Consider the following 7,676-nt stretch of genomic DNA (forward strand, 5'->3'; position numbering starts at 1 on the left):
GATACCGTAACCCACGGCGAAATTTATCCGCTCCGCGACTCGCGGCAAAATTTGAATTCCAAATCTCAATCCACGGCGAAATTTAAATCCGCGCCACCCATATTTTGCCTAGTCCAAAAACCGTGCTTTTGCCGACCCCGGTAATTTGAGCGAGTTGCAAAAGCTTTGCCGAGCGCTCATCAAGCCCGAAAACTCGCATCCATCCGAGTACGCCGCCAAATTGCATTTTGGTGTGCTGGCGATTTGAGTAGCGATTAAGATCGTAAAAGTGCAAATCCTGCTCGAAGCGGCAGAATTTTACCTCGAATTTATCTATAGCCTTGCCCGTTATATTCTCAAATCTCATAGCGATTTGGCGAATAAAGGACTTAAAGTCGATCTCGCGGCGGACGAGGACGTTTTTTTGCTTTATACGAAGCGGGGTAAGAAGCGAAATTTCATAATCGCCCGCAGCAAAATCGGGCGTAAAATTTAGCGGCTCGGGCTTATTTGAAAGTAGAGATTTAGGCTCTACGATTTCGCCGTTTAGAGTAAAATTTGAAAATTTAAACTTGCGTCTGCTTACCTCAAGCCCGATTTCTTGCATATTTGCAATAGCGATAGCGACGTGAGGCAGGTAGCGCGCGGCATGTTCGAAAAGTAAAATTTTAAAATCAAAGCTCTTTTGATTAAGATTAATATCCAGCCTGAAATTTGGCGTGTCGGATACATTTTCAAAAAATTCATTATACGCACATTCGCCGGAGATGTCGCACTTCCCGCAGTTTGCACTTACGAAAGGACAGCTTGCCTTTCTAAGAGCGTATCCAAAAGCACCCCTGATCGCCGAGCCAATAAAAGGATGCGAGGGCTTTAAATCGGTGCCGCAAACGCCTAATTCTAAGTATTTAAGCATGGATAGCCTTTATAATATTTTGTGAAAATTATACTACAAAATGAGCTTTTGCGTTTTAAACTAGGCAAGACGCTCACCTAATTGCCGGCAATTAAGAGCGAATTTTATCTTGGCGAGCATTTGAATTTAGGTTGCATAAAGACACGCCAATAAGATAAATTTTATGCTTTTGTTAATTTTCATTAGGCTCTCTTTAACTTAAGCTCATGTAAAGAAGCAGTAAGTTACGATGAGAACTATGTTTTTGAAAAGTAACGAGCGTAGCAAAGTTAAAAAATAAGTATATAGTCCGTTAAAAAATTTCTGTAGCTAAATTTATAGAAATTCTAAAATACTTCGCAGAGAATATAGAAGCATCAAAGATATCAAATTTAACTAAGCGCAAATTTAATGGTGTGCTTGTCAAAATTTGGGTTAGTTTCTAACCCAAATTTTAAAGTCAAGAGTTGTGTAGTGCTGCGTCGCTTTTGGTGGTCTATCGAAAAATCATAATTTAAAGTTAAAATTTTAAAGGTCGGACTTTCATCCGACCCAAGTATTAGGAAAAGGAGGAGTTAAAATATATAAACCGCGCCCAGCACGATAAATGCTCTTAGGCAAAAACCGCCCACAAGCACGCCGTATTCGTTATAAACACAGCTTTTTATCTCCTCGCCGCCGTGCACGCAGACGCTACCGTCCGCATTTACACTGCAGCCGCGGAGCATAAATTTGCTTCCGCCCAGCAGCGGCAGTGCAAGCCCAAACACGACAAAGCCTATCCAAAACATCGGCGCAAGCGAGCCGCTGACTATCTTGGTTACGCTCGCCATGCCCGCAGCCTCGCTTTTTACGCTCGCAAATAGCGCTAACACCGCAACGATCTCAAGCACAACTAACGCGACGTGAAATTTATGCGCGCAGTGGCTTAGGCCGTGCCCGGCATTTAGCGTAGCGGCGGCATTTGCGCTAAGCCCCGTAGAGATCGCAGAGATCGTAAATAAAATCGGTAGCCACACGCTAGCCCAAAGCGGGATCGCCTTTACGACGTAAAGCAGTAGCCCCGTATATCCCATCACTCCAAGCGCCAAAATAGCTCCGAGCGTGAGCATCATATCGCAAATTTTACCGCTCTTTTTGATCTGCAAAAGCACTAAAACGCTGACTACGATAAAAAACGTAAGCAGATACGTACCTATGCTCATCATCGATACCGGACGCGTGTAGAGCTGTAAAATTTTAAGAGGATTTATCGCAGCGCTCGGCGCCAAGTCAAGCAGCAAAAGCGCGGTTCCTATTATTACCGCAACGGGTGCGAGCAGAAAGCCGAATTTATAAAACCTCTCGTTTAATAAACCCAAAAAGCCCTTGTAAGCCAAAGCCGAGCACAAAAATGCTCCGGCGCCTAGACCGCCTAAAAACAGATAGATGACTATGAGCCATCCCCAAGTCGTCTGTACCATCGTCATTCCTTTAAATTTTTAAAAATTTCAGGATCTTTTAGCGCGCTTTTAAGCGCATCCATCTCGCTATTTAGGTAGAGATTTAAAAAGCTCCCGAAGTTCTTCCAAACGTCTAAATTTGCGTGCTCGTCGCAACGAGCGACAAATTTGCAAAACCACTGCGACGGATGAGCGGCGATAAATTCCGCCTTTTTACGCAGAATTTCGTTAAATTTAGCCTCATCCTCCGCCTTTAGCGCGCTAAAACTTAAAAAATAAAGATATTGCAGCTCGTACCCGATGAAATCGTCGGGAAATTTATCAAGCTGCGCATCCTCGAGCTTTAGCCCCGAGCTCTCGTAAAAGCTTCGCACCTGCATCGTCTTTGCCCCGAACATCGTTTGATAGTCGAAATACACCGACTCGTAAGGCTCGGCTTTGGGGCGCTTAGGACCTACGAAGAGCCTATTGAATTCGTAGCGAATTTCATCAATTAAGCTTGGCTCGCTTTTGCATTCGGCAAATTCGAGGATAAATTTATGCTCTTTAAGCTTAGGCGCAAAATCCTGTGTTAAATTTAAAAGCTCGTCCAAATTTTCACCGGTAAGAGGCACCAAAAATACCTGCCTCAAAAAGTCCTCGACGCAAAGGCTCTGCTTTAAATTACGCATCTTTTTATCCTTAGTGGATAAACTCATTGCGCTTCATACGAGGGTAGAAGCGGATATTCGGCTTCGTAAAAAATCGTTTAAAGCCTGGCATCTCTTTCTCCATCCCCGCACTATCGCTTACGTCGCTATCGACCAGCTTTAGCACGTCGCAAGGACAGCCCGCTACGCACGCAGGCTCCTCGCCGCGCTCGAGCTTCTCGGCGCAGAGGTTGCACTTTTGCGCTTTGCCGTCTTTGCCCTTGGTTATAGAGCCATAAGGACAGGCGACTAAGCAATATCCGCAGCCGATGCATTTATCGTGCAGCGGCTGAACGACGCCGTTTTCAAGCTTAATGTAAGCTCCCACGGGACAAACATCCACACACGCAGGCTCTTCACAATGGTGGCACGAATGCGAGATGAAAATTTCCTTTTCGATCTCGTCTTCATGGATGAGCATCATATCGACGTGGCGCCAGTTGATGTCGGGGTCTTGGTTATGATAGACCTGACATGAAATTTCACACGCCTTACAACCTATGCAAAAGTTGTAATCAAATAAAAATCCTTGTTTTCGTTTCATTTTATGCCTCCTGTTTTGCGGCTTTTTTTACTTCGCAAAAGCTTGCGGTATAGGTCGATCCGTTGCCTAAATCGCTTACTCCGTCCGAGCAAAGGATGTTTGCTCCCGTGCGAGACTTGGTGACCTTAACCCAGATATTATTCCATGCGTAGACGATGCCCGGCTGCATCTGATTAGTCTCGACCGCCGTAAATATCGCCGTACCCTTTTCATTCGTAGCTTCGACCGTATCGCCCTCTTTGATACCGCGCGCCAGCATATCCTCGCGCGTCATAAATAGCTCGGCGTTGCCCTTTACGATGACGCGTTTTAGGATGTAAGGCATATTGCCCCAGTTTGAGTTATCCTGAAGCTGCGTACCCGGCGTCATGAAATAAAGCGGATATTTTTTCAAATAATCTTTGCCGAAATTTTTATGCCTTTCGTAGTAATCCCAATCGTCGTCAAGATCGATCACCGGATGATAGCCTGCGTCTTTGAAAGCTTCGGAGTAGAGCTCGCACTTGCCGCTTTTAGTGCCGAATACCAGCTTGTCCTTCGGCGCATAAGGGTAGTAAGGAAACTGATCCTTCATCGTCTCAGGCGTCCTAAACGGCTTAATCCAGCCCACACTCTTTAGCTTTTCGTAGGTGATATTTTGCTTTTTGGCAAATTCCGTATCTAAAAACCTTCTACAAACCGTTTCGCTATCCCAGTCAAAGCACTCCTCGGTATATCCCATCGCCTTGGCTAGAGCGTTAAAAAATTCCAAATTCGTCTTGGCTTCGCCCAGCGGCTTGACGCTTTGGGCGTTGTAGCAGACATAGCCCGAAATTTGATCGTTTTGAATATCCTCGCTCTCCATAAAGGTAACACCCGGCAATACGTAGTCCGCGTAATCGCAGGTGTCGGTATCATAAGGATCAATGACTACTAAGAAAAAGTCGTCGTCCATCACGCGTTTTTTAATTAAATTTGTATTCGGCGCCGTTACCATTAAATTTGAGTTGTAGTTGATACAGGCGCGAATGACCGTATTTATCGGCTTACCCAAATAGGTCGGATTTTCCTTTTGGATGCCTTTGCCAAATTCTACATAGCTTACCTGCTGGCGCTCTATCTTTTTGCCTTCCGCATCTTTCGGCGAAAGATCTGGCATGCAGTTATCGAAGTTAAAGCAACCTTTTACATGCACGTAAGCCCAGAATAATCCGCCGCCAAGTTTTGTAAGGCAGCCCGTAAGTACCGGCAAGAAGGTAACCGCGCGCACCAGCCTTGCGCCGTTAAAGTGCCTTTGCCCGCCGTCGCCGTGCATAATAGCAGGCGCTTTAGCATGAGCGTATTCTCGCGCGAAAACTTTGATTTGATCGATGCTTGCGCCGCACATATCGCTTAGTTCGCCGTAGGTGTAGAGCGAGCATTCATGAACTAGATCTTCAAAGCCGGTTGTATATTTTTCTACAAATTCATGATCGTATAGATCTTCTTCTATCAAAAATTTGCAGACCGCTAGACAAAATGCCGGATCGCTCGAAGGCTTTAGCTGGATAAACATATCGGCTTGGTTTGCGAGCGGAATTCTGATCGTATTTATGACGATAATCTTGCCACCTCGTTTTTTGACGCGGTGGGCAAATCTGATCCAGTGCACCGCCGTGTAGGCTTCGTTTGAGCCCCAGCTGATATACATATCGCTCTCATCCACTTCCAGCGCGTCTTTTGAAAAATCCGTGCCGATAACGCTCGGCGTGCCCGCATAGCGCGGCCAGTCGCACGGGTTGCGCACAAGCCTCGTAGCGCCGTATTTTTCAAAGAAATTTCCAGACGAAATAGTCTTTGAGATATGCCCTTCGTTGCCCGAATAAACAAATTCCGTCAGCGCCTCGCCGCCGTATTTTGCTTTGATCTCAGTGAGCTTCGCGGCTATCTCTTTTAGCGCTTGATCCCAACTGATGCGCTCCCATTTGCCCTCGCACTTTTTACCGACGCGCTTCATCGGATACATTATGCGATCGGCGTTGTATAGATGCATCGCGTAGGTATGACCTTTGACGCAGACCGTACCTTGCGTTAGAGGGTGCTTCGGATCGCCCTTGATGCTAACCATCTTACCGTCTTTGATCTCTGCGATCATCGAACAGGCATCGCGGCAGTTTCTAGGACAGGTAAGATAGTGATACTCTACGCCCTGCTCGTTTTTATAGGATTTCGGTTTAAAATCCACCTCAAACTGCTCCATACCAAATAGGCTTGGAGAGGCTCCCGCCGTAGCTAGAGCCGCTCCCGCGCCTTTTAAGAAAGAACGTCTTTGCATCTCTTCTCCTTAAATGTGGGCTTTATTTCATATCGTATATGAAAACCTTATTTTCTTTGCCTTCGCGCGAAAAAACATAAAATTTGCCGTCCTTCACAGCAAGCGCCCTCGCGTTTGCCGCTCCGCTAAAGCTATATGCATCCTCAATCTTATGAGTTTGCAAATTTAGCTTTAAAATGGTCGAGAAATTTTTACTCAAAAGATAAACGGCGTCAGGCTGGGCGTCGATGCCCGTGACGTAGTATTCGCCTAGGCTCCTACTCTCTTTTAGCTTTAAATTTGAGCCGATTTGCGGAATAAATTCCTCCAAAATCATCTTATCGTCGCCGTCAAACACCGCCACGCTCCAATAATCCCTCACGTCGTTAGGCACGGACGCAACGATAAATTTATTCGCAGCCGCGTCGTAATCCCAGCCGAGGATATATTGCTGCTTCGCTCGAAGCGTGGAGAAGCGCCCTTTGTTGCCGAGATCGTTTAGCTTCCATTTATCCCAGCCCTCGGTTAAGTGCCTCCACTGGCTGTTTTGCTCCTCTGCACTAAGCCCGTCCGCAGGCTCATAAAAGACAAAGGTTTTATTAAAGCTTATCATGCCGAGCTCATTTTTGTACCACGCCGCGCCCACGGTCGCCTCCATCTCCATTATAAAGTGGCGATCGTGCTTGCCGTATCTAAGCGGCTTTAAATTTTCATCCGCAACGTAAAATTCGTTATCTTTAGAAACCAGCGCGAACTGCTTTTTATCTGCGTCGTAATCCGCTCCCGTAATCGGTGCGTCGTTTTGTAAGCTTAAGCTCACTTCCGCACTCGGCGTACCGAGCTCTTTCACGCCCTCAAGCGCGCCCGCTTTGCTATCGAGATTAAACTCAAACCCAAACGCCAGAGCCGCTAGCGCCGTAAAAATTATCAGCTTTTTCATCTTTTTGCTCCTTAGTTTGGCAGATCCGGAAGCTCCGGATTCCAATCGAATCTAAAATCAAGCGCGCTTTGCCAGTGATCTTTTTCCCAAAACCATTTTGCAGGATCAAGACTTAGTCTAGCCGGCGTACTAGAGCCCAGATACGGCGGCGGACCCGAGACGATGAAAGCTTGCGCGCAGTTTGCAGCGATGATGACGATGAAGATTAAATTTGCGATCTTGCCTAGAGGCAAGTAGCGCAAAAACTCGCCGTATTCGCCGCTCGCGCTCTTTTTCATTATATCGCCTAAATTTTTGCTACATAAAAATATGATCGCCAAAAACGCGATCACGCAAAAATCCACGACGATGACCCAAAGCTGCGTGTGTGCGCCTAAAATTTCAAGTCCGAAGCCCTGCTTTATGTCGAGGTAGCCTCCGAACGTACCGTCAAGGCTATAATGGATAAAGCCGTTGAACATTCCCCAGCAAGCCATTAGCAAAAGCGCTGCGACATAGCCGGGTCTTAGGCCGTATCTAAGGATAAAAAGCGCGATAAGGCTGATGGCTATCATCGTGATCCTCTCCGACCAGCACATTACGCACGGGCTATCTCCCATGCCAAAGCCCAGTATCAAACAGGCTATGCCGACCGGGAGTGCCACGAGGGCGATGATGGCTAGCGACATTAGGTTAAAAAATCCTCGCTCGGCGGCGGGAATTTGATTTTGTTCTAAATTTTGCATATCGTCCTCCTAAAAGTTGCCTACCGGCACGACGACCCATAAATTTACGTAAAACTCGAGCGCGATCAGTATCGCGCAGCCTGCCGCCGCACAGCCCGTAGCTAGATTTTTCCTCTGCGGCTTAAAATATAGTATAAGCCCGCTGATCAAAAATAGCGTCAAAATAAGAAATTCCATTTCAAACCGTCCT

The 7,676-nt window shown here is 46.5% G+C and carries 8 protein-coding genes and 1 pseudogene; 1 reads left to right on the forward strand and 8 read right to left on the reverse strand.

Annotated features, from left to right (window positions below):
* Positions 1–82: 82 nt before the first annotated feature.
* On the reverse strand, positions 83–895 hold the full coding sequence (gene cas6 / locus Q0340_RS01635; protein ID WP_298081891.1) for a CRISPR system precrRNA processing endoribonuclease RAMP protein Cas6: 813 nt from the start codon (positions 893–895) through the stop codon (positions 83–85).
* Between the two features lie 299 nt (positions 896–1,194).
* On the opposite strand from cas6, the pseudogene Q0340_RS01640 reads away from it, so the two are divergent.
* Positions 1,195–1,272: pseudogene (locus tag Q0340_RS01640) on the forward strand (IS1595 family transposase); the annotation flags it as partial.
* 177 nt (positions 1,273–1,449) lie between these two features.
* Here the strand turns inward: Q0340_RS01640 and nrfD are convergent.
* The 7 genes from nrfD to Q0340_RS01675 all read right to left on the reverse strand — a co-directional run.
* Positions 1,450–2,337, reverse strand: coding sequence for an NrfD/PsrC family molybdoenzyme membrane anchor subunit (gene nrfD, locus Q0340_RS01645; protein ID WP_298081892.1), 888 nt, complete (start codon positions 2,335–2,337; stop codon positions 1,450–1,452).
* A 2-nt stretch (positions 2,338–2,339) separates the two neighbouring features.
* On the reverse strand, positions 2,340–2,987 hold the full coding sequence (locus tag Q0340_RS01650; protein WP_298081893.1) for a molecular chaperone TorD family protein: 648 nt from the start codon (positions 2,985–2,987) through the stop codon (positions 2,340–2,342).
* Positions 2,988–2,997: 10 nt separating this feature from the next.
* Complete coding sequence (locus tag Q0340_RS01655) at positions 2,998–3,549, reverse strand: 4Fe-4S dicluster domain-containing protein (RefSeq protein ID WP_298081894.1); 552 nt, start codon at positions 3,547–3,549, stop codon at positions 2,998–3,000.
* 1 nt (position 3,550) lies between these two features.
* On the reverse strand, positions 3,551–5,842 hold the full coding sequence (locus Q0340_RS01660) for a molybdopterin-dependent oxidoreductase (RefSeq protein WP_298081895.1): 2,292 nt from the start codon (positions 5,840–5,842) through the stop codon (positions 3,551–3,553).
* A 22-nt stretch (positions 5,843–5,864) separates the two neighbouring features.
* The gene (locus Q0340_RS01665) at positions 5,865–6,761 is read right to left on the reverse strand and encodes a hypothetical protein (protein ID WP_298081896.1); all 897 of its coding nucleotides are present in this window, start codon (positions 6,759–6,761) and stop codon (positions 5,865–5,867) included.
* Between the two features lie 11 nt (positions 6,762–6,772).
* The gene (locus Q0340_RS01670; RefSeq protein WP_298081897.1) at positions 6,773–7,486 is read right to left on the reverse strand and encodes a disulfide bond formation protein B; all 714 of its coding nucleotides are present in this window, start codon (positions 7,484–7,486) and stop codon (positions 6,773–6,775) included.
* 9 nt (positions 7,487–7,495) lie between these two features.
* Positions 7,496–7,676: hypothetical protein (locus tag Q0340_RS01675; protein WP_298081898.1), on the reverse strand; the 181-nt coding region annotated here is incomplete at its 5' end.

The sequence above is a fragment of the uncultured Campylobacter sp. genome (genome assembly GCF_938045595.1).
Classification (GTDB): Bacteria; Campylobacterota; Campylobacteria; order Campylobacterales; family Campylobacteraceae; genus Campylobacter_B.

Coding starts and splice junctions, on each gene's coding strand:
- nrfD (WP_298081892.1), bottom strand. CDS start 2,337: ATGGTACAGACGACTTGGGGATGGCTCATAGTCATCTATCTGTTTTTA.
- Q0340_RS01660 (WP_298081895.1), bottom strand. CDS start 5,842: ATGCAAAGACGTTCTTTCTTAAAAGGCGCGGGAGCGGCTCTAGCTACG.
- Q0340_RS01670 (WP_298081897.1), bottom strand. CDS start 7,486: ATGCAAAATTTAGAACAAAATCAAATTCCCGCCGCCGAGCGAGGATTT.
- cas6 (WP_298081891.1), bottom strand. CDS start 895: ATGCTTAAATACTTAGAATTAGGCGTTTGCGGCACCGATTTAAAGCCC.
- Q0340_RS01650 (WP_298081893.1), bottom strand. CDS start 2,987: ATGCGTAATTTAAAGCAGAGCCTTTGCGTCGAGGACTTTTTGAGGCAG.
- Q0340_RS01655 (WP_298081894.1), bottom strand. CDS start 3,549: ATGAAACGAAAACAAGGATTTTTATTTGATTACAACTTTTGCATAGGT.
- Q0340_RS01665 (WP_298081896.1), bottom strand. CDS start 6,761: ATGAAAAAGCTGATAATTTTTACGGCGCTAGCGGCTCTGGCGTTTGGG.